This window comes from Arenibacter hampyeongensis, assembly GCF_002909255.1.
In the GTDB taxonomy this organism is placed as follows: Bacteria; Bacteroidota; Bacteroidia; order Flavobacteriales; family Flavobacteriaceae; genus Arenibacter; species Arenibacter hampyeongensis.
On sequence record NZ_PIOB01000008.1, the window covers coordinates 135,826 to 156,397 of the forward strand.

At 39.1% G+C, this 20,572-nt stretch carries 17 protein-coding genes; 9 read left to right on the forward strand and 8 right to left on the reverse strand.

The genetic code is table 11. From position 1 onward, the window contains the following. Window positions 1-183 precede the first annotated feature (183 nt). Entirely contained in the window at window positions 184-1,047 is an 864-nt protein-coding gene (locus tag CWD91_RS17725; protein ID WP_103442306.1) for a universal stress protein, read from the forward strand. Between the two features lie 67 nt (window positions 1,048-1,114). On the opposite strand, the gene glk is transcribed toward CWD91_RS17725, so the two are convergent. From glk to CWD91_RS17745, 4 genes are all read right to left on the reverse strand, one after another. After that, on the reverse strand, window positions 1,115-2,191 hold the full coding sequence (glk, locus tag CWD91_RS17730; protein ID WP_103442307.1) for a glucokinase: 1,077 nt from the start codon (window positions 2,189-2,191) through the stop codon (window positions 1,115-1,117). 89 nt (window positions 2,192-2,280) lie between these two features. Continuing rightward, a complete protein-coding gene (locus CWD91_RS17735) occupies window positions 2,281-3,219 on the reverse strand; it encodes a 1-phosphofructokinase family hexose kinase (RefSeq protein WP_103442308.1) in 939 nt (312 codons plus the stop codon). Between the two features lie 448 nt (window positions 3,220-3,667). Next, a complete protein-coding gene (locus tag CWD91_RS17740; RefSeq protein WP_103442309.1) occupies window positions 3,668-4,234 on the reverse strand; it encodes a cupin domain-containing protein in 567 nt (188 codons plus the stop codon). Between the two features lie 207 nt (window positions 4,235-4,441). Then, window positions 4,442-4,894, reverse strand: coding sequence for a pyridoxamine 5'-phosphate oxidase family protein (locus CWD91_RS17745; protein ID WP_103442310.1), 453 nt, complete (start codon window positions 4,892-4,894; stop codon window positions 4,442-4,444). 279 nt (window positions 4,895-5,173) lie between these two features. Here CWD91_RS17745 and CWD91_RS17750 point away from each other — a divergent pair, with 279 nt between their 5' ends. The 4 genes from CWD91_RS17750 (at window position 5,174) to CWD91_RS17765 (ending at window position 9,098) form a co-directional block, all read left to right on the forward strand. Continuing rightward, a complete protein-coding gene (locus CWD91_RS17750; protein ID WP_103442311.1) occupies window positions 5,174-5,683 on the forward strand; it encodes a nicotinate-nucleotide adenylyltransferase in 510 nt (169 codons plus the stop codon). Window positions 5,684-6,072: 389 nt separating this feature from the next. Further along, window positions 6,073-7,155: an efflux RND transporter periplasmic adaptor subunit gene (locus CWD91_RS17755; protein ID WP_103442312.1), complete on the forward strand. Its 1,083-nt coding sequence runs from the start codon at window positions 6,073-6,075 to the stop codon at window positions 7,153-7,155. Beyond that, the gene (locus CWD91_RS17760; protein ID WP_103442313.1) at window positions 7,152-8,414 is read left to right on the forward strand and encodes an ABC transporter permease; all 1,263 of its coding nucleotides are present in this window, start codon (window positions 7,152-7,154) and stop codon (window positions 8,412-8,414) included. The genes CWD91_RS17755 and CWD91_RS17760 overlap by 4 nt, the downstream gene beginning before the upstream one ends. Window positions 8,415-8,423: 9 nt before the next feature. Further along, window positions 8,424-9,098 (forward strand): ABC transporter ATP-binding protein, encoded by a 675-nt coding sequence (locus tag CWD91_RS17765; protein WP_103442314.1) that lies wholly within the window; start codon window positions 8,424-8,426, stop codon window positions 9,096-9,098. A gap of 38 nt (window positions 9,099-9,136) precedes the next feature. Here CWD91_RS17765 and CWD91_RS17770 read toward each other — a convergent pair whose 3' ends face one another. Together CWD91_RS17770 and CWD91_RS17775 are read right to left on the reverse strand one after the other, a co-directional pair. Then, the gene (locus CWD91_RS17770) at window positions 9,137-10,513 is read right to left on the reverse strand and encodes a Gfo/Idh/MocA family oxidoreductase (RefSeq protein WP_103442370.1); all 1,377 of its coding nucleotides are present in this window, start codon (window positions 10,511-10,513) and stop codon (window positions 9,137-9,139) included. Between the two features lie 118 nt (window positions 10,514-10,631). Then, window positions 10,632-11,342, reverse strand: a complete 711-nt coding sequence (locus CWD91_RS17775) for a DUF1003 domain-containing protein (protein WP_103442315.1) — start codon at window positions 11,340-11,342, stop codon at window positions 10,632-10,634. Window positions 11,343-11,454: 112 nt separating this feature from the next. Between CWD91_RS17775 and CWD91_RS17780 the strand changes: the two genes are divergently transcribed. Together CWD91_RS17780 and CWD91_RS17785 are read left to right on the forward strand one after the other, a co-directional pair. Then, window positions 11,455-13,185 (forward strand): APC family permease, encoded by a 1,731-nt coding sequence (locus CWD91_RS17780; RefSeq protein ID WP_103442316.1) that lies wholly within the window; start codon window positions 11,455-11,457, stop codon window positions 13,183-13,185. 154 nt (window positions 13,186-13,339) lie between these two features. Then, window positions 13,340-13,597, forward strand: a complete 258-nt coding sequence (locus CWD91_RS17785; protein ID WP_103442317.1) for a hypothetical protein — start codon at window positions 13,340-13,342, stop codon at window positions 13,595-13,597. 21 nt (window positions 13,598-13,618) lie between these two features. Here the strand turns inward: CWD91_RS17785 and CWD91_RS17790 are convergent, their stop codons facing one another. Together CWD91_RS17790 and CWD91_RS17795 are read right to left on the reverse strand one after the other, a co-directional pair. Further along, complete coding sequence (locus CWD91_RS17790; protein ID WP_103442318.1) at window positions 13,619-15,595, reverse strand: amylo-alpha-1,6-glucosidase; 1,977 nt, start codon at window positions 15,593-15,595, stop codon at window positions 13,619-13,621. A 7-nt stretch (window positions 15,596-15,602) separates the two neighbouring features. Further along, a complete protein-coding gene (locus CWD91_RS17795; protein WP_103442319.1) occupies window positions 15,603-18,239 on the reverse strand; it encodes an MGH1-like glycoside hydrolase domain-containing protein in 2,637 nt (878 codons plus the stop codon). 192 nt (window positions 18,240-18,431) lie between these two features. On the opposite strand from CWD91_RS17795, the gene CWD91_RS17800 reads away from it, so the two are divergent. After that, window positions 18,432-18,941: a hypothetical protein gene (locus CWD91_RS17800; RefSeq protein WP_103442320.1), complete on the forward strand. Its 510-nt coding sequence runs from the start codon at window positions 18,432-18,434 to the stop codon at window positions 18,939-18,941. A gap of 243 nt (window positions 18,942-19,184) precedes the next feature. Continuing rightward, on the forward strand, window positions 19,185-20,501 hold the full coding sequence (locus tag CWD91_RS17805; protein ID WP_103442321.1) for a Gfo/Idh/MocA family protein: 1,317 nt from the start codon (window positions 19,185-19,187) through the stop codon (window positions 20,499-20,501). Window positions 20,502-20,572 lie beyond the last annotated feature (71 nt).

Consider the following 20,572-nt stretch of genomic DNA (forward strand, 5'->3'; position numbering starts at 1 on the left):
GAAAGATTACCTTATATGATAGATGTCATTTATTGATCCAACATAAGGCTCTAAATTTATTGGACAAACATTATCCCACTTTTAAATTTGCTGTTGGAATATACCATATAATTCGGGATAAGTTGTATTAGCACTAGAATTGGCCAGCAAGTTTATTCCTTAATATTTCAATACAACTCAAAAATGAAAACACTGCTTTATGCCACGGATTATTCAGAAAACTCAGTCTCTGCTTTGAAATTTGCACATGCGTTGAGTCTAAAACTCGGCGCACGTCTGGTTATTACCCATATATTTGAATTCCCCAGTATTTTAGGGGCCGAAGCACTAGATAATCCCCTTCCCCACATACAGGAAGTTGCTTTTAAAACCAACCGTTCCAAGTTGGAAGAATTATGTAGGGAACATCTTGGTGGCCATTGGGATAACCCTAATATAAGATTGGAGGCAGCAGAAAACAGTTCTGTCATAAAAGGAATAATTTCCAAGGCAGAAGAGTGGCATGCCCAAATGATTGTGGTTGGCACAAAGGGAGGAAGCGGTTTGGAGGAATTGATTTTAGGCAGTACCACCAAGAAGCTAATTGAGAAGGCACCATGTCCCGTATTGGCCATTCCCAAGGATGTGGGTCGTATGAATATCCGTACCATAGTCTATGCCACAGATTTTGAGGAGGAAGATATTCATGCCATCCAAAAACTTACTGAAATTGCCGAACCATTAAAGGCTAAGATCAAGGTGGTGCATATTTCCACAAATGAAGAATATGCGGGCGACTTGCAGATGGAGTGGTTCAAAGAATTGCTCAAAAGCAAGGTAGATTATCCTGAGATTGAATTTGAGCTATTGTTTTCAGCTGATGTTTTTGATACACTGAGAGTATATCTTGGAGTAGTAAATGCGGATATTGTTGTTATGTTGGAAAGGGAAAAGAAGGGATTTCTTAAAAAATGGTTCCATAAGGACCTAGTTAAAAAAATGGAGGACTACGGCAAGGTAAGCTTGATGAGTTTTAATGAACAAAACCACCAGACCCTGCATTTTTAAATTTTTACTTAATACCGTTTCTTTAGTGCTAAATCAATATTTGGTTGCTTCAAAATTTGAATAAGCCCTAAGACTGGCTAAGTGCCATGGCACCATAATAGGCAGCTCCAAGAAGTGGTGTTTTTTCATTGAGGATTACTTTGACGGGTACCATTTCCAAGAGAAAGTCTAAACGCCCGGATTGAACAAAGTTGTTATGAAAAACTTCCCGTTTAACTCCTGTAATGATCTTTGGCAAGATACCCCCACCTATATAGATACCCCCGGTAGCCTTAAATTTTAGAGCTAGTTGTGCCGCTTCTACGGCCAAGAACCGTATAAAAAGGTCCAAAGTTTCTTCACAAACGGAATCCTTTGCTTCCAAGGCTATCTTGGTAATGGTGGCGGAAGGATTTTCCTGCGACATTTGATCAGTCAACCATTGCGGTTCCTGTATACCACTAATTGCCCGTAAGAACATATATAGATCCAATATTCCGGGACCGGATAACAATCTCTCCCAGCTAACATGCCCGTACTTTTGTTGGAAGTGTTGTAAAATTTTTATATCCAATTCATTGCGAGGGCTAAAATCGCAATGGCCACCCTCACAGGCGAACGGATGGTAGTGAGATCCATCCCAGAACATCCCTGCCTCCCCAAGGCCTGTGCCTGGAGATATGAGAGCAGCATTACCTGGTATTTTGGGGCCATATTTCAATGTTTCAAAATCCTTTTCTTGGAGTGACGCCAGTCCATAGGCATTGGCCTTCATATCATTGATCAAGGAAACGGAACGAATATGTAGTTCCCGACTAATTTCCTCACTGTCTATGGCCCAGGAAAAATTAGTTCCATATACCTTGCCTTGGGTTACAGGGCCGGCAACCCCTAAGCAAACCCCATTTATCCTGGGTAACTCTTTGGTATGAAAGGCAGCCACTATCTCCATAAAGGATTTATATTTTTTAGTGCGAAACGATTTTTCCTTTAAAGGAACCAGATTGCCGGCCTGGACTTTAAAAAGCGCCAAATTTGTTTTTGTACCGCCAACATCAGCTGCCAGAATCACCCCTTTATCATGGGGTGCGTTGGTGTTCATAAATGCCAACGGAATCTCCCCTTCATGAAGGGCAGGTAACGCGAATTTTTGAATATTTTCCATAGTAGGATTCTTTTATGCAAAGGCAATGTACTTGTCCATATTAATGAGCTGAAATGGAGGAAGCAAATTATCGAATTCTTACTGGTTTACTATTGTGTCTTTAGGACCCATTTGTACAAATTATCCGCATCGTTTTTATTGCACAATTGGGTACCTTCATGCATGGTGGCTGCGGTACCGCAGGCAACACCATATTTTACCATCTCACTATAGGTTTTGCCTTGAAGCAGGCTCACAATCATACCTGCCACCATACTATCACCCGCTCCAATGGTACTTTTTTGAAGGACAGTGGGTGCGGGAATATGCTCCATTAGGTTTTTAGTTGCCAATAGGGCTCCTTTTGCTCCCAAAGAGACTACTAATACCTCACAATCATGCTCATTCAAAAACTTTTTGGCAAGTGTTTCCAGTTCCATAGCGGATATGGATTTTACCCCGCATAAGGAGCTTAGCTCGCCCAAATTGGGTTTCAGCATAAAAACTTTGGATTTAGTGGCCTTTACCAAAGCCTCACCAGAAGTGTCCAATACAAACCTTGTCTTTTTCTTTTTGGCCACTTCGGCCACTTGTACATAAAAATCATCGGGCATTCCAGGCGGTAATTTCCCGCTGGCCACCAAATAATCACCTTCTTCCAAATTTTTTTCCAATTGATCAAGTAAGGTTTCCCATTCTTCTTTTTCCACAATTGGCCCAGGAACCCCAAAACGGTATTGTAAATTGGTAGTGGTATCGGTAACAGCAAGATTATCTCGTGTCCATCCCTTGATGGGAATTGCCAATTGGTCAATACCTGACTTGTCCAAAAGTTGCCTTAAATGTTCTCCTGTAGGACCGCCTGCGAGATATATGCAGAGTGAATCCATTCCCAATTTTTTAACGGCACGTGATACATTGATGCCACCTCCTCCCGCGTCGTAAGTGGGAGCAGTACATCGGAGTTTGGTATTTGGGCTAATGCCAGCAACAGAAACGCTTTTGTCCAATACGGGATTTAAGGTAAGTGTAACTATTTTTTTGCGCATGTTAGTCGGAGTTTATAATTATACACGTTTCAATTAATTTGGATTTTGCAACAATTGACAAGCACTAATTCGAGGGTTTTCCATGGATCCAAATAATCGAGGACATGCATTACCTTTTCAAAATAGGATGTTCCATGTTCTGACATATGTATACCAATTCTCATCGTTTTAAAAGGACCTCGTTTATTCAAAAAAGTCCTTTTGCAACGAAATTAAGATCGTTAATCGTTGTTTAAGCTAGATTGGATTTCGGAACACAATACGGTGTTCTAATTATAATTACAAAGGAAGTATTTAAGAAGCTAACGTAACATGATATTGGTCATTATGGGCATGGTAATATCAATATTATTACAGTACAGAAAGTCATGGACTATGCCTAATTATAAAGTTGCACAGGCGATAAGTGGAATATTTTTCAATTTATCCCATTGTGTTGGGAAATCTGTCAATCAATTTTCAAAGGAGGTCCCACCACCTGCATTTCATTTTCCGCAAATAGTTGTTCAATTTCCTTGGGACCGGGTTCGTGATCCAAAGCGGACATGGCAACAAAAAAATTCTCAAGTTTACCTGCCGGCTGTACGATTACCATCATTTTTCCGGTTTCTGTGACCTGTGTCCAGGCATGTGGAACTTTTCTGGGTAAAAATATGCTATCGCCAACGCTTAGATTATAGGTTTGGTCCCCGACCTTAAAATAATATGCTCCCTCAAGAACATAAAATATTTCATCCTGCCCGGGGTGAATATGCAAAGGAGTTCCTTTACCCTGGGAAAGGGAAGTTTGTTCAAATATAGCTAGGTCATTGTCGGTATCACTTCCGGATATTTTTACATCCAATATATTGGAATTTACCCCCTTTAATTTAATATGGCCGTGTACTCTACCTTCCCCCGCATTAATTTTAAAGCCCTCCGTCTTTCTTTTTATTACTTTCTCCATAGACGAAAATGACAGTAAGGGCACAGTGGCGATCGCAGATAGGGCTGCAATAAAGCTGTTTCTTTGCATATGCTATAGATTAAAGATTGGAAGGGGAAGTGGGAACATACTTTGTTGTTGCTATATCTAAGTTACGTAATATGTCGATCCAGTAAGAGAATTTTTATGGATAAAAATATTAAACGGTTTTGAGCAGGAATTAAACTCAGTTTGAAAGTATCCTCAATTGCTAAATGACTAAAAAGAACAAGGGAACCAACCTACGGGTTTTGTATTCTAGGTCTCTTTTCTTTTTCCTGTAATCTCCAATATTTTGATACGGTATACGGTTGGATTACCTCGGGAATACAATTTACTGGAGAATTCACTTATAAATTCGATTTCCCTCTGCTCCTTACGTAGGATAAGACTTTTGACCCCTTCCGTAAATTGATGCAGTTTAAACTTGGCATCGGAACCCTTAAGTTCCTCATAGGTTCCATGGGCCAAAACGGATTGCCAATTGTTTGATGATTTTATTTCCTCCACCAACAGGGAAACGGCATTGTTTTTTCGCATGGCATCTATCTTATGGCCATCTGCTGAGTAACTTATTAATGAATGATCTTCCTTATCATAAAAATAAGTTATAGAAAGGACATAAGGTTGGTGCTGGGATATATATCCCAAGTGACCCGTGTAATTATCCTTAAGTAATCGTATACTCTCGCTAGCGGTTAAATTTGTCATATTCCTTTTTAAATAATCTATAAACTCCCTTAGTAGCTGTTGCAAGGGAATGTTCCATAAAACATTCCTAGTCAGGCTTGATAAGATCAAATCTAGTTCCTTCTTTTCGGGTAAAATATGATATCCGTCAGTTGTTATTCCCCTAAGTAGGTGTTTTCTTATTTATTAATGGCAGAATGACCTAAGTCATTGTAGTGGCCTTAAAAGCGGGGTAATTTTCACCTCATGAATGGTTATACGTTCATGTGAACACTAATTATTAATCTAAAATAATTGATCATGAAAAAATTGCTATTTGGTTTATTAGCTTTTGGACTAACCACCCTTGCCTATTCTCAAATTATTCCTACGGTGGAGCTATCGGAGGTAACCGTTTATGCCACGAACTACAAGTATCTGAACAATGTAAACACCGAAGAGGTGGCCTCAATACCTGTGAAGCTTTTGCAGCAAAAGGTGGCAACCTATGATATTAAGAGTTCAGAATACTATCAAGATGATTACGACCTTTACAATATTACCTTCTTTATCCCCGAAGGTAAAATACTTGCCGCTTACGATAAGGATGGGAAGTTATTGCGCACTGCCGAAAAATTTAAGGATATAAATCTGCCCAGCACTATAAAGAGCGCAATTGCAGACCGTTTTCCTGGATGGACTATTACTAAGGATATTTATGTAGTTTCCTATATAGATCCCGTAGGTGCTAAGAAGACCTATAAACTGAAATTGGAGAACGAAGATAAAATGCTGCGGGTAAAGCTGGATGAAACAGGAAAATTTCTATAAGCGGTAAGCACATTCACCGGCGCATATATTAAATTGGGATAAAAGTAAAAGATTTAGTTTCCAAATTAAGTTAATGGACATTTTCAAGACGGTGGGTCTGAGATTCCCGTTTTGGTAATGTCCTTTTACGTTGGGTAAGTTGTAACTTCATTTTATATGCTGTCTATTGAATGTGTCTAAATGAATTGCAGGCAATCCGCGTTGTGAAATAAGGATTGGGGTCAAGAAGTCTAAAAACTGTAATGCATTCAATTCTATGATCAAGAGCTTTATTGGAGGAAATCCAACAAAATTATTGTGAATAACCCCAATGATTAAAACTTTATGACATTTCTCATAGTCTCCATGGTTTAATTCCCTTTATTTTGAACTAGCCTAACTTAATATCAATGAGGAATTTTTTCTGGATAAATTTTCTTTTTCTTTTCATATCCTGTGGAAGCCAACAAGAAAAGATATTCCCTGCTAAACAGCATTTAACGGAATCGGTCTATGCTTCCGTAACCGTGCAACCAGATAGTCTTTATCAGGCCTATGCCCCCGTGGGCGGTATTTTGGACTTTAATTTATTGGAGGAAGGCGATATGGTAATAAAGGGAACTCCAATTGTTCAGATTGTTAATAACACTCCGAAACTCAATTCTGATAATGCCCGCTTGGCACTCGAAATGGCCCAGGCAAATTATTCAGGAAGTTCAGCGGTATTGAGTTCTTTGGAAGATGAGATCCAATCGGCCACCTTAACCTTTAAAAACGACTCCATGAACTTTATAAGGCAAAGGAGGCTTTGGGATCAAAATATTGGATCAAAATTGGAGTTCGAGAACCGAAAGTTGGCGTTTGAAATTTCAGGAAATAATTTGAAGCAGTTGAAGAACAATTATGTCCTAACTAGGAAGGAACTGGCTACCAAAGTGCAACAGGCCAGAAACAACTATGCCAGCTCAAAGATCTCTACCCAGGATTTTACCGTAGCCAGTAAAATTAAAGGTAAGGTCTATGCCCTTTATAAAGACCCAGGGGAAATAGTAAACACTATGGAACCATTGGCGGCTGTAGGTAGTGCCTCTGATTTTATTATTGAATTGTTGATAGATGAGGTCGATATCGTAAAATTGGATTTGGGTAAGAATGTGCTGATTACTTTGGATGCATATGGAGATCAGGTTTTTGAAGCTAAATTGAATAAAATATATCCCAAAAAAGATGAACGTTCACAGACCTTTAAAGCGGAGGCAATTTTTAACGATCCTCCAAAGTCCCTTTTCCCTGGTTTGGCCGGAGAGGCCAATATAATTATTTTCCAAAAGGAGGAGGCCTTGACCATACCCAAGGAGTATTTGATGGAAGGGAATAAAGTGAGGACCGTAGACGGATTGGTTGATGTTGTTTTGGGACTTCAAAATTTAGATCGTGTTGAAATTTTGGAGGGTATTACCGAGACCACAGAAATTCTAAAACCTGAGGAATGATCAATTGGAAAGTCATATTGAACATTGCCAAAACCCATCTGCTCACCAAGATGAAATCTACGGTTACGGCTGCGTTGGGAGTTACCTTTGGTATTGGGGCCTATATTACTTTGGTGGGTTTTATGACCGGACTTAATCAAATGTTGGACAGCCTTATTTTAAACCAAACTCCACATATCCATATCTACAATGAAATAGAACCCTCAAAAAAACAGCCTATAGCCTTATACCAGGAATTTGAGAATGCTTTTAATGTGGTCAGTTCTGTTAAGCCCAAACAAAGTCAAAAGAAAATTCACAACGGACTCCCCATTCTAAATTATTTAAAAAAGGACAAGAATGTATTAGGGGCCACTTCCCAACTTAGGGCACAGATTTTTTATCTCTCGGGATCCATAGAATTGGGAGGAAACTTAATAGGTGTGGATATTATGGAGGAGGCGAGACTTTCCAATATTGGGGACTATGTTGTAGAGGGCACTGCGGAAGATTTAAGAAATAGTGAAAATGGTATTCTTTTGGGTGCGGGTCTAGCAAAAAAAATGTCGCTCAAAAAAGGTGATCGGGTTCAGGTTAGTACCATAAAGGGAGATGTTTTTCCTTTAAAAATAGTGGGTATATATCAGAGTGGCATAGCCGAAATAGATAACATTCAAAGTTATGCCAATCTCAAGACCGTGCAACGTATTCTGGGAGAAGCCCCGAACTATATCACGGATATTAATGTGAAATTGTATAATATTGAGGAAGCTACCGCCATGGCGCAAAGTTTGGGGAAGAAGTTTCAAGTTAAGGCCACTGATATTAATGAGGCCAATGCCCAGTTTGAAACTGGTTCAAATATCCGAAATCTAATAACCTATGCCGTTTCCATAACCTTATTGATAGTGGCTGGCTTTGGAATCTATAATATCCTTAATATGCTTATCTATGAAAAAATGAAGGATATAGCAATTCTGAAAGCTACTGGGTTTTCGGGAACCGATGTACAACTTATATTTATGAGTCAGGCCATGATCATTGGTGCCGTGGGGGGTATTCTTGGACTTATTCTTGGATTTGTACTTTCCAAACTAATAGATAATGTAGCATTTGAAACCGAGGCATTGCCAACTATTACCACATACCCCATAAATTACAATATATGGTATTATATCATCGGCATTTCCTTTGCCCTTATATCTACCTTTATAGCTGGTTGGTTACCTTCCAATAAAGCAAAACGCATAGACCCGGTGCGGATTATTAGGGGAACTTAAGCAATAATAATGGAGCTCGTTCTAGAAACTAAAAAAATTAATAAATACTTTGATAAGCCGGTGAAATTTCATGTGCTCAAGGATATTTCCTTTGATATAAAGAAAGGCGAATTTGCTTCGATCATGGGGAAATCTGGTTCTGGGAAATCTACCCTCTTGTATATTCTTTCTACTATGGATACCGATTATACGGGAGATCTCTACCTAAATAATACATTAATTACAGGACAGAAGCATCAAGAACTTTCCAGAATTCGCAATAAACATATCGGCTTTGTATTCCAGTTCCATTATTTATTGTCCGAATTCAGTGTGCTTGAAAATGTTATGTTACCTGCCAAAAAATTGGCAGAGAAGTCCTTGGCCGAAATAGAACACGACGCTATGGAAAAATTAAAAATGTTGGACATAGAAAAGTTGGCCCATCAACGTGCCTCAAGGATATCGGGTGGTGAAAAACAGCGGGTGGCCATAGCCAGGGCTTTGATAAACAATCCTTCTATTCTGATGGGCGACGAACCTACCGGAAATTTGGATAGTCATAATTCTGAAAACGTCTTCAGTATTTTTAAACGGCTAAAAGAGGAGGAAGGCCTATCCCTTTTGATTGTGACCCATGATGAGGATTTTGCCAAACGTACCGATCGCATTATCCAAATGGAGGATGGGCGTATCTTGGATTAAATCTACTTGACCTGAACTTATATGGTTCTGCAAAAAGTCTATTTAAAATCATTGGGATGTGGATGTTTCCAAGGAGCACGATAATCCCTTTGCAAAAGTGCCGTTGCTTCTGCATCATTGACCACTATTATGTTTTTAGGGTCATAAATTAACGGCCTACCTGTGGTCATTGCCATATTGGCCAAAATACAGCTGGCCGTAGACACATGGCCTTCCCGAATATCGGCAATGGGCAAAGTGCCCTTATCAATTGCGGCAAGAAAATCCAACATATGTAATCTGGTGGCAGGCGCTGCGTTTAATTCTATATCTTTTTCCGTAAGGTCCTCTGGAAATTTTTCTTTTTCATAAATAACGTCCATATGTATCTTTTCTCCATCCCCATGCGGAACAAAGTCAGCCCTCATGGTGCTGCCGGACAAAGTTCCTTTCTCCCCATATAGTTTAAAAGACCATGGGTAATCGGGGTCTGCAGGCGTTCCCCAGCTTCTATGCTGCCATACGCAGTTCAGATCTTCATATTCAAATATTGCGGTCTGTGTATCGGCTATATTGGATTTACCGTCCTTTTGCACATAGATTCCTCCGGTAGAACTAATTCTTTTTGGCCAATCCAGCTCCAGCATCCAACGTACGGTATCCAGCATGTGTACGCACATATCGCCCATAATGCCATTGCCGTATTCCATAAAGGTGCGCCACCAACGTCTGTGGGGAATTCCATCATAAGGTCGTAGGGGTGCGGGACCGGTCCACATTTCATAATCCAAAAAATTAGGAACACTCTCTATTGGTGGATTGCCATTGGCTCGCATATGATAGTAACAACACATTTCGACATGGGAAATTTTACCCAATAAGCCAGCATCGACTATATTTTTTTTGGCATCAATTAGGTGGGGAGTACTTTTGCGCTGGGTTCCTACCTGAACTACCCTGTTGTATTTTCTGGCGGCAGCAACCATGGCTTCCCCTTCAAGAACATCAACACTTATTGGTTTTTGTACATAAACATGGGCGCCAGATTTTAAAGCTTCTATAGCCTGTAGTGCATGCCAATGATCAGGGGTGCCAATAAGCACAATGTCCAAATCTTTTTCTGCCAGCATATTTCTATAATCCTTGTAGGTTCTAGGAGCTTTTCCTGAGGGTTGTCTAAGTTGTATCAGGTTGGCTGCTTCCTTAAGCAAACGCTCGTCCACGTCACAAATGGAAACAACATTTACATTGGTTACTTGCATAAGCCTAAAAAGGTCACTTTTTCCATACCAGCCTGTTCCGATCAATCCAACACGTAACGGTTTATCCCGATATAGGAGTTCCATGCCATACGATCCAAAGGAGGAAAGTGCCAAGGATGCTGCAGCGCCCTTTAAAAAGTGTCTTCTATTGATATTAAAAATCTTGGTGTCCATGGTTAGGTGATTTATGGGATTGGTTGTTAATTGGTTCTCAAAAATTACAAAATAACTTTGCTTCTTTCGGTAAATTTTATAAAATATCCCAAAATAGGTCATATTTCCATATAGGTCCTCAGCTTTTTTGTTGTTTTTTTATTTGGTTCATGATATCTTCCATCATCTCCACCTGTATTTGTTGAATGTTTAATAGTTCCTGTTGTTGATGAATTATAAGGTGGTCCAACTTCTCGTGTAATATTCGAATTTCCAGTTCGGCTTTTAAATTTACCATATAATCCTGCTTGGAACGTTCCCTATCCTTTTCCTCCTGTCTATTTTGGCTCATCATTATCACGGGGGCTTGCAAAGCCGCCAAACATGATAAAATTAAATTCAAAAGGATAAAAGGGTAGGGGTCAAATCCCTTATCCATTAGGAAAATAATATTGATGACCATCCAAATAAAGATAAATACGGCAAAAAGTATTATGAATTTCCAACTTCCACCGAAGGTAGCTACTTTATCTGCCAGGCGTTGTCCAAAGGAATATTCAGTTGATTCATCCAATAATTCCCTTTGGGTCGTAATTATTTTTTCCTGCTGGATCGTCTTTAGTACATCCTCCTCCAAGTTGGACAACTCGCCTACCTCACGGATGAGGTAGTCCGAAAGGTATTTTTGACGATATGAATTGAGTTCGGATACTGCAATGGATTTTTTCGAATTTATTTCTGGATGTTCTTTTTGGATAAGATCCATTATAGATTTTCGAATTGTTTTTACAGGAACCTGTTCGCTGGTCGGAAATTCTTTTAGGGAAATGGCGCTTGTAAAGGTCTTCATGGGTAGCGTATTTTGTATCTTAAATGTAACGTTTTTTCTACCTCATTTAAACAAATTGTACTTGTTTTACACCTATCTTTAGTTAAGGTTTCTTTTTTCAAATAATGATTCAATGAAGAAAAAATTAAATCAACTGGAAGCCACGGCTATATGTGGAAACGACATTAGCTCCTCTTGTTTATATGTTTCAGCATTGGCCATCGTATATTCAGGGCAGTATGCCTGGATTTCTCTTTTGGTGGTTGCTCTAGTGCTATTCCTTTTTAGAAAAATTTATGGTGAGGTGGTGGGGGCATTGCCTTTGAACGGAGGTGCCTATAATGCCCTTTTGAATACCACCAAAAAGTCGACGGCATCACTTGCAGCCGCTTTGACCGTTCTTTCTTATATGGCAACTGCTGTGATATCGGCAAGTGAGGCTGTAAAGTATGCTAACAGCATATTGAACTTTATTCCGGTCTTGCCAGTAAGCATAATCCTGATGTTTTGTTTTATGGGCTTGGTTATCATCGGTATTGGCGAATCTTCCAAGGTGGCAATAATCATTTTCATATTTCATTTAATTTCATTGACATTATTGTGCGCCTTCTGTATTGTCTACTTTGCGGAAAATGGGTTTGAAACCCTATTCTCAAATTTTAGGACTCCGTTGGAGGGCAGTATATTTAGCGCCTTGTTTTTAGGGTTTTCGGCGGCTATGTTGGGGATTAGTGGTTTTGAAAGTTCGGCCAATTATGTTGAGGAACAGAAGGAAGGCATATTTCCAAAGACCTTGCGCAATATGTGGGTGGTAGTAACCATTTTTAATCCATTGATCGCTTTTTTGGCCCTTGCCATAATCCCCATTAAATTTATCGAAACCAATCAAGATGCCCTACTCTCCCATATGGCAGATATTTCCGGAGGCAATTGGCTTTCCTTACTAGTGGGTATAGACGCAGCTTTGGTTTTAAGTGGTGCCGTGCTTACTTCCTTTGTAGGTGTGGGTGGACTTATGGAACGAATGGCATTGGACCGAATTTTGCCCAAATTTTTATTGAAGAAAAATAGGGCTGGCAGCTCTTATATGATTTATACCTTGTTCTTTTTTTTATGTGTGTCCATATTATTGGTAACCCAAGGAAACCTGGCAAAATTGGCAGGGGTTTATACCATAGCCTTTTTATCGGTGATGGTATTGTTCGGAATTGGTAACATGATGCTTAAAATAAATAGGGCGAAATTACCACGTCCGGAACGATCTAGTTGGTTGGGACTTATAATAGCTATACTAGCGGTAATGGCTGCCATGGCCGGTAACATTATATTAAACCCTTCCTATTTGGGGATATTTACAGAATATCTCATTCCCACCCTACTTGTAGTGTTTTTCATGTTGTACCGCACCTATATTTTTAGAGGATTTCTTGATATTTTAAGTTTTGTCTTTCCCGATAGGGGCCAACTTTTTAAGACCTTGAACGTCCATACCAAAAAATTACTTGCGGCAATTAATAAGCAACAGTTTGTTTTTTTTACAAACCACGATGATGTGGCTACCTTAAATAAGGTGATGCTTTACATTAAAAATAATGAACCAACCAGGATACTTAAAATTGTAGCTGTTGTGGATGAGAATCATATTATAGCACCCAAATTGAAGGAGGATATTAAGGTGTTGGATCGTGCCTACCCCGATATTCATATTCATTTTGTTGAGGAGAAGGGAGTGTTTGGTCCAGAGAAAATTAAGGAATTGTCCAAGCGTTGGAAAATTCCCACCAACTTCATGTTTATAGGTTCACCGGGTGATAAATTTCCCTATAAAATTCAAGAATTGGGAGATGTAAGACTTATTATTTAAGACAATTGGATATTAGCTTTAGAAGTTATGGAAATTCTTGCCATCGTTTTTTCCTATTTTTTGTAAATTTATATAAGGTCTAGAATCGATAAATGAGGACCGCTTTTAAAGGGTGGAGAACCTGTTTATTCTTTTTATTTAACATAAATTAATTATGAGTATTATATCAGAAAATGTAATTCCCGGTAATCACGGGAAAGTCTTTGGAACAAATGCGAAAGAAGCAAGCGACCTAAAGAGGATTGAGGATAACTTGTTAAAAATTGATGGTCTTAAAAATGTAATTTTTAGTGATAGTTATCCTGTAGAGTTTACAGTGCATACTACGAAGATGGTGGAAATAAAGGAAATTGAAAAGATGGTTAGGGGATTAGGGTTTCATGCTATTCCTAAGGGGTTGTTCTCTTTATAATGAGATAATAAAAAAAATGTTTTATTTCTTATTTGTGGTTTGTGTTATTTTGTCGGATGCTTTTTTTTCAATTTTGTGCAATCCATAATCCACATATAGTTTTATGATGGCAGCAACGGACCAAGCCTGGTGAATGCATCCCTTTCCTTCCGCTGGTTCCGTGCCGTTAAAAATCTCGGAAATACAGTGAATGCCATTTTGGAAATAGAAGTGCTGCTTTAATTGTTCCAATTGGGACAGGACCTTTTTTTTATTCTCCAAGGAGGTCCCATATATTTTAAAATACGCCTCAAAATATTCATAAAGTAAAAAAGGCCAAACGGTTCCTTGATGATAAGCATGGTCACGTGACCATTGATTTCCTTCGTAAAGGGGTTTGAATTCAGGGTCGTTCGGGTCCAAGGTGCGAAGTCCAAATGGGGTATAAAGCCTATGTTTCACCGCTTCAAATATGGACTTTTGTTGTTCAAGATTTAAAACGGTGAATGGTAGGCTAAGGCAATATATTTGATTGGGACGGAAGGTGTTGTCCTGCGAAACACCAGGGATAATTACATCATATAAAGTGCCTTGGGGATTGGTGAAATATTTCGTAAAATTGGATTCAAACCGACCAATTAAACTCAAATAACAGGCTTCAATTTCAACTTCAAGAACCCTACAGAAATTCTCATAAATCTTAAGTGCACTATACCAAAGAGCATTGATCTCTACCGGACAGCCTATTCTTGGGGTAATAACCTTTCCTCCCACGATGGCGTCCATCCAGGTAAGTTGAACATTGGCCTCCCCTCCATAAATAAACCCTTCTTCAGTTATATGAATATTGTAACGGGCACCGGAAATATGTTGGTCCAAAATATTTTTCAATATTGAAATATGGCTTTTTAGGAATGGGAGGTCTTTGAATTTTTGATGGTAATCATGGCTGGCCACAAATAGCCATAAGGTTGCGTCAATAGTATTATAATCAACAGGGTCTTTGGCGTTATCGGGAAATCGGTCAGGTATCATACCCTGATCTACACTATTGAAAAAGGTATTCAATATAGAATTGGATAACGCTTTTTTGCCAGTGGCGATGGTTAATCCCCGCATAGCGATCATGGTATCCCTTCCCCAATCCGTAAACCAGTGATAGCCGGCAATGATAGACATGCCATTGGTAGATTTTCTATGGACCAAAAACTGCTCTCCCGATGCCATAAGGTCTTTGAAAAACCCGGCCTGAAGTTTATAATTTTGTGATGTTGATTTTTTGTTGTGAATGGAAAGAAAATCTTTAATTCCTTTTTTTACCATATCTTCTTCAACTGTAAAGTAAAGGCTAAGATCTTCTCCGGGCAGCAGCTCATGAACGAGATATCCAATCCTATAATAGTCGCAGACAGACCCAAGGCCACGGGCTTTACCCTTTGGAAGTATAATATTATTAAACCAACAACGGTCTTCATAATACTGTCCTGCTGTCCACCCAGTAAAAACCGGATGGCTTCCATATTCGGGGAAAGTTTTTAAATGTCCTTCCTTAAACTCTGTAAAAAAGTTATAACAATTAGCTTCGTGAAAGGTAGTATGAAAGTCATTATAGGCGTAGAGTGGATGTAATTCCAAAACTATTGGTATTTTTCCATTATTGGTATATGTCACTACCGTGGTGTTGGACCCGGGTACCATTTTTACATTTTTAAGCAAATCCCATTCACTACCTGCAAATTGCCAGGTAGGAGTGGGGTTAACCTCAAAGTTCTTTAAATAGTGACAGCCATCAGGGAAAACCACTTTGGGATATTGATTGGTTGATAAATTATGATATTGACCATCTAAAAGGACACGTTCCTCTATTTTGGCAACAAACACCATTCTATCTGTAGGTGGTTCAAGAGCAGCTACCAATAGGCCATGATATTGTCTAGTATTGGCACCGTTCACAGCCCCAGAGGCATAACCGCCCAGTCCGTTCGTAACCAACCATTCCTTGTTAAAAAGATCCTTCAAATTACTATTATATTTCTTCCATTAAATTTGCTACCAAAGCGGTCCATCCGGTCTGATGTGAGGCCCCAACACCTCTACCACTATCTCCATGAAAATACTCATAGAATAGGATAAGGTCCTTAAAATGAGGGTCTTGGTACTTTTCTTTGTGCAAAAGGTGAATGGGCCTGTTACCATCAGCGTCCTTTTCAAAGAGTTTAATCAATCTCCTTCCAATTTCATCACTAATATCTTTTAAATTCATCGTCTTGCCGTTTCCGGTCGGGTAGGTGAATTTTAACTTGTTCCCAAAATAGCTGTCATATTCCCTTAGGGAATTAATAAATAAATAGTTCATTGGCATCCAAATTGGCCCTCGCCAGTTGGAGTTCCCACCAAAAATCCCAGTAGTGGATTCTGCAGGTTCATAATTTATTCCGTAAGTAGTTCCATCTATGTTGATGGTATAAGGATTTTCATGTACCTTGGATAGGGAACGGATGCCGTATTTGGAAAGAAATTCCTTTTCGTCCAAAATGCTTCCGATCAATTTCTGCAAGCGCTCTTTTGGTACCAAGGACAATAATACATCCTTGTCTTTCGAGTATTCTTCCATAACCTGATATTTAGCGTTCTCTATACGGTGTCTACGAAACCACTCCATACTTTTTCTAAATCTCGGAAGTTTATCCAGATATTCCTTTTTTATGTTCAATACCGCTGTAAGCGATAATAATCCGGAAATGGAACGCACTTTAATGGGCATGGATTCCCCATTGGGGAATATCAACTTATCATAGAAGAAACCTTCGCTTTCATCCCAAGATCCGTTATAGTCCTGACTTATATTATTCAAGGCTTCCGCGATAAAGACAAAATGGCCAAAGTACTTCATGGTCATATCCTCAAAAGATATGTCTTCCAATGCTATTTCAAGTGCCATCTCCAACATGTTTAGACAATATAAGGCCATCCAGGAGGTTCCGTCTACTTGTTCCAAGACCCCACCTCCTGGAATATCATGGCTACGATCAAAGACACCTATATTATCCAGGCCTAGAAATCCTCCTTCAAAAACATTGTTTTCAAGACTATCTTCCCTGTTTACCCACCACGTAAAATTTAGGGCCAATTTGTTGAACATTCGTTTTAGGAAGGTAAGATCTCCTTTGCCTGTCCTCTTTTTTTCGATTTGATAAACCTGAAGGGAGGCCCAGGCTTGGACTGGGGGGTTGACATCGCTGAAATTCCATTCATAGGCAGGAATCTGTCCGTTGGGTGCCATATACCATTCTTTTGTAAATAACAACAGTTGATCTTTGGCAAAACTGGAATCGACCAAAGCTAGGCTAACACAATGGAATGCGGTGTCCCAGGCTGCAAACCAAGGATATTCCCATTTGTCCGGCATGGCAAGAATATCATGGTTCCTTAATGTCTTCCAATTATTGTTTCTTCCGTTAAAACGATTCGGTGGGGGAGGCATTTCTTTATGGTCTCCGTTCAGCCACCTTTCCACTTCGTAATTGTAATATTGTTTGGACCATAAAAGTCCGGCGATAGCCTGCTTTTGTGTTTCTTTAGCTTCTTTGGAAGCCGTTTTAAAAGTGGCGTCAAGGAATTCTTGGGATTCTTGGATTCTTTTTGAAAAGGCAGTATCAAATCCTTTATCGAAGGGGTCTTCCAAAGAGGAGGCGGTCAGCCTCAATTTAATTGTTTTTGTTTCCCCACCATTAAGGTGCATCTCGTAGAGGGGAGCAAATTTGGTGCCTTGATTATTTTTGGAAATTATGGAATAATCGTTGTTCACCACGGAATTATGAAAAAGATCTTTTTTAAAGGGATGATCATTGGGTTGTGCGTAGACCTTTTCCATATTGGTCTCATTCTCGGTAAATAACAAACGGGAAGGTTCTTCAAAATAAAGATTGTAATTGCCTACATAAATATGGTCAATAGAGACATAGGTTTGGCCATTATGACTTTGTTTTTTAATGAGGGGTTTTTTTGGCATCCCTACAAAACTCCATAAGTTCCTGGTCCAAAGGGTGGGAAGAACATGTATGGGTGCCGGTTTGGAACTCCTGTTGCTGATAGATATCTTTATGAGAATATCTTCATTGTCCGCCTTGGCATATTCCGTAAAGACATCAAAATAGTCGTTGTTTTCGAAGATTCCGGTATCCAATAGCTCATACTCAAATTCGTTTTTTCCACGTTTTTTATTTTCCGCCACTAATTCTTTATACGGAAATGCATTCTGTGGATATTTATAAAGATGCTTCATATAGGAATGGGTAGGCGTATTCTCTAAATAGTAATACAATTCCTTCACATCCTCCCCGTGGTTACCTTGGGGCCCTGTTAAACCAAAAAGGCGCTCCTTTAAAATACCATCATTGCCATTCCACAAAGTAATACCAAAGCATATATTACAATATCTGTCGGAGATACCGGCTATACCATCTTCTCCCCATCTATAGGCTCTACTGCGGGAATCTTCGTGGGAAAAATAGTTCCAGGCATCTCCATCCGGACTGTAATCTTCCCTAACTGTCCCCCATTGCCGCTCGCTTAAATAGGGACCCCATTTATGCCAATCCTTTACTTTCGATCGGGAATCTTCCAATCGCTTTTGTTCCTTGGTTGCTCTATTTTTAGTCATTTAATTATGGCCATATATAAGTATAAGTCTGCCGAACAATATATTGTGCATTTTGGCACCTTAAATACACAATTAAAGATAGTATATGTTTAACACATTTTTAACCTGCCAATGGTTTAATTAGCAACTTTAATGGCATTTTTTTTGTAGCTAATTATCTCAATAAAGGAAGTTTAATTAAAATTTTTAAAGATGAAAAAATTTGTGTTCGCCCTATTGTTGGGCTTTTTGGTGCTTGGCTGCCAAGCACAGAACGACCAAAACAAATCTAAAGGTGATTTGGCAGAAAAAAACAGGGACAGTCTTTCTGTTGATAAACCAAAAATAAGCTGGAAGGTGGATAAAGAATATGACGAGGAGGGAAATGTTATAGGCTATGATTCCATTTATTCCTTCTCCTACGACAATCTTGGGAACTTGCACAAGGATATGAATTTGGATAGTATTATGAATTCAATGAAGTTTTTTTCCCAAGGCAATTTATCATCCTTTTTTCAAGATCACGATTTAGGTCGGTTTTTTGAAAAGGATTCCCTGATGAACGGAAACCAATATTTTGATGATTTTTTTGAAAGACAGCGAGCCAATAATTTTTCGGATATGCGGCAATTATTCCAGCAAATGGATTCCCTTCAGAATATGATGATGGAGAAACATCGGAATTTTATGCCCGATGAAACTAAAGGTAAATCCAAAATATAGGGAAGCTGACGTCTTAAGGGAAAGCATGTAAGTAGGCTTTTTTTTTGATGCAAAGTAAATCAATCGCTGCTATTCTACGATAATAATGAATATTTAACATAATTCATACCATTCTGTAAAAATGTACATTGTACGTTTCCAAATTAATCTCTATCTTGACCACCCGTACTTGTCCCAATATTATGGAACAGGTCACAGCATATTTAATTATTAACTGTAAAAACTAATCAAATTAGTAAAGCCATGACCAATATTAAAAATAGTAGAAGAGATTTCGTTAAAAGCACTGCCTTGGTATCGGGGGCAATAATTTTACCTACCATGCAAATGAATGCTATGGTTAATGTAGCTAACGATAAGAAATTAAAGATAGCCTTGATCGGTTGCGGTGGTCGTGGTACAGGTGCTGCCCAACATGCCTTGCAAGCAGATCCGAATGTGGAATTGGTGGCTATGGCCGATGCTTTTGAAGATAGGTTACAAGGAAGTTTAATGAACTTGCAAAAGGAATTTAAAGATACTAAGAAAGTAAATGTGCCCAAGGCAAATCAATTCGTAGGTTTTGATGGAGCGGAAAAGGCAATAGATATGGCAGACGTAGTTATCTTGGCCACTCCTCCAGGATTTAGACCACAGCATTTTGAATATGCCGTTAACGCTGGTAAGCATGTATTTATGGAAAAGCCAGTGGCTACAGATATACCTGGAGTAAGGAAGGTATTGGCAGCTGCACAAGTTGCAAAGGATAAAAAGTTAAATGTAGTGGTAGGTCTTCAAAGACATTATCAGGACAATTATTTAGCGGGTATACAACAAATAAAGGATAATAAGATTGGAAAAATAGTGTCTGGCCAAGTTTATTGGAACAGCGGTGGAGTTTGGGTTAGAGAGAGACAGCCAGGACAATCGGAATTGGAATACCAAATGCGCAATTGGTACTATTTTAATTGGTTGTGTGGAGATCATATTTTGGAACAGCACATTCATAACATTGATGTTGCCAATTGGTTTATTGGAGAGTATCCAATTTCTGCCCAAGGGTTTGGCGGCAGACAAGTAAGAACTGGAAAGGACCATGGTGAAATTTTTGATCATCATTTTGTAGAATACACTTACCCAAGCGGTGCGGTAATCGCCAGTCAATGTCGTCATATGCCAGAGACCATGAGCAGGGTATCAGAAACTTTTCAAGGTACTAAAGGAACTATTGAAACTTACGGGGATAATACTTTTATAAAGAATTACGATGGAGGGGAAATATTTACCCATCGTGGTAAGGATGATCCAAACCCTTACCAAGTGGAGCACATTAAACTTTTCGAATCTATCAGGAATAAGGGAGTTATTACTGATGCCGAGAATGGAGCAATGAGCACTATGAGTGCCATTGTTGGTAGAATGGCTACCTATTCCGGCCAAGTAATTAAATGGGAAGAGGCTATGACATCCAATATCGACCTTGCACCGGATAACTTGACTTGGGATTCACCGGCACCGGTTCAACCCAATGCGGATGGTACTTATAATATACCAATTCCAGGAAAGACCGTAGTGATCTAATTAGTAGTTTCAGTTAATATAGAATCCCAATTTTTCTTAAATATTTAAGAAAAATTGGGATTTTTTATGAG